This window comes from Pseudomonas sp. K5002 (assembly GCF_013386655.1).
Classification (GTDB): Bacteria; Pseudomonadota; Gammaproteobacteria; order Pseudomonadales; family Pseudomonadaceae; genus Aquipseudomonas.
This window is the reverse complement of sequence record NZ_JACARK010001104.1, coordinates 1-2140: the sequence shown is the minus strand read 5'-3', so window position 1 is coordinate 2140 and position 2140 is coordinate 1. Positions and strand designations below refer to the sequence as shown.

The 2140-nt window shown below is 62.7% G+C and carries 2 protein-coding genes and 1 pseudogene; all 3 read right to left on the bottom strand.

Annotation, left to right across the window (positions count from 1 at the left end):
• On the bottom strand, window positions 1–794 hold a 794-nt coding region (gene rnd, locus HX846_RS33690), incomplete at its 3' end, for a ribonuclease D (RefSeq protein ID WP_178967096.1).
• A 122-nt stretch (window positions 795–916) separates the two neighbouring features.
• The gene (locus tag HX846_RS33685) at window positions 917–1567 is read right to left on the bottom strand and encodes a class I SAM-dependent methyltransferase (RefSeq protein WP_178967095.1); all 651 of its coding nucleotides are present in this window, start codon (window positions 1565–1567) and stop codon (window positions 917–919) included.
• Window positions 1568–1712: 145 nt separating this feature from the next.
• Window positions 1713–2140 (bottom strand): annotated as a pseudogene (locus tag HX846_RS33680) (glutamine synthetase); the annotation flags it as partial.

The following is a 2140-nucleotide window of genomic DNA, read 5'->3' as shown; positions in this document are numbered from 1 at the left end:
ATGTCTTCGATCTTGCCCAGCGCGGCGAGGTTATCCGGCTGGGATTTGGCCAGGGGCCATAACGAGTGCTCACGGATGATCCGGTTGCGCGGCAGGTCACGGGCACGGGCCTGCTGTTCGCGCCAGGCGCACAGTTCGCGCAATACGGCGAGCTGGGCACGGGAGAGTTTCCAGGCGAGCTTGGCGTCGCGATAAACCTCGTACGGGTCGACTTCGCGGCGCAGGTTGGCCACCAGTTCGGCACCGTCTTCCAGGACCCAGGCGTATTTGTCGTCGGAAAGCTTCGGGCGCAGGCGTGTGTAGACTTCTGCCAGGTGCACCGCGTCTTCGGCGGCGTAGCTGATTTGCGTCTCGGACAATGGCCGCTGCAACCAGTCGGAGCGGGTCTCGCCCTTGGGCAACTCGATATCGAGGACGGCTTGCACCAACCGCGAATAGCCCATGGAGAAACCGAGGTTCAGGTAGGCCGCCGCCAGTTGCGTGTCGAACAACGGCACCGGCAGGCTGCCGGTCAGGCGCAGCAACACTTCCAGGTCTTCGCTGCAAGCGTGTACCACCTTGATCACCGCCGGGTTCTCCAGCAAGGCGGCCAGGGGTTGCCAGTTGTCGATGGTCAGGGGGTCGATCAGGTAAGCGCGCACGCCATCACCGATCTGGATCAGCCCGGCAATGGGATAAAAAGTGTCGACCCGCATGAATTCGGTGTCGAGGGCGACGAATGGCAACTGCTGCCATTCGGCGCAGTGCTGGCCGAGGCTATCGTTGTCGCAGATCCAGTGAATATCGATGGCCACACGGCTCTCCCTTGAAGAATGGCGCGCAGTATATATCGCGAAAGGGAGTTGCGAGCATTCGCAGTACAGCATCCGCCATGAAAACTCTTACAGGAGCTGAAGAATAGTCCGACAGTCGGTACTTATCCTCTCTTACGCAGGACATACACCCGCCACATGGCTGAGCCGGGCATGAACTCCTGTTGACCGAGGACCTTGAAACCCGCCTGGCGAAACTCCGCCTCCACTTGCGCCCGGTGGCTGGCAACTGCCGCCGGGCCAGGCTGCAACGCCCGGTAGCCGCTGTCGCTGTTGACCGAGACGATTACGGTGTCGCGGCTTACCCGATGAAACTCACCGAGCAGGGCCAGGCGCCCTTCTGCCGTTGGCACATGGCGAAACAACTCCAGGCAAAAAATGCAGTCCACCGCGTTGGCCGAAAGGCCGATGGAAAATGCCGAGCCCTGGAAGGTCTTGATCCGCTTGAGCAAGCCCGGCGCGTGGTGGGTACGTGCGTGGTCGAGCATGTCCTGGGAATTGTCCGACGCCAGGATCACCCGGTTGCTGTGCTCGGCCAGCACCGGCCAAAAGCGCCCGGAGCCGCACGCCAGGTCGAGAATCAGCCCTGGCTCGCCGGCGATCTTCAGTGCACGGCGCACCAATTGCTCATCGCGCCACAACCCCAGGCGCCGCAACAGCCCCGGCGGACGCGTGTCGGCGCAGACCAGGGCATGCTGCTGGCCAGCGCGTTCGGCAAATTCAATCTCGATGGAAGACGGCGGTTGCGACGGCATCACACGACTCTGTTAATGGATCAGACATTCGCAGCTTAACCACCGTCTCGTGAAAAAAAGGTCGAAGGATTGTTCGCCGTTAATGCAGATCCAGTATCCAGCCCGCTGCCTGTCTGTTAACTGTCTGTGATCAGCGCCTTCATCTTCAGGCCTGGTGCAGATACCAGCGCCAATCCTGCTCGCCCACCTCGCCCATGAACTGACGGTATTCGGCCCGCTTGACCGCCAGGTACACGCCGAGGAATTCGCCGCCGAACGCCTCACGCGCCCAAACCGAGCCTTCAAGCGCACGCAAGGTGGTCAGCCAATCGGTGGGCAGCAACTCCTTGGCCTGGGCATAACCGTTGCCTTCCACCGGCGCGCCGGGGTCGCGCTGTTCGCGGATGCCCCGGTGGATACCGGCCAGAATCGCGGCCGCCGCGAGGTACGGGTTGGCGTCGGCGCCGCAGATACGGTGTTCGATATGCCGGGAAAACGCCGGCCCGCCGGGCACCCGCAGCGTGACGGTGCGGTTGTCCACGCCCCAGGTCGCGGCCAGCGGCGCGTAGCTGTTGGTCTGGAAGCGTCGATAGG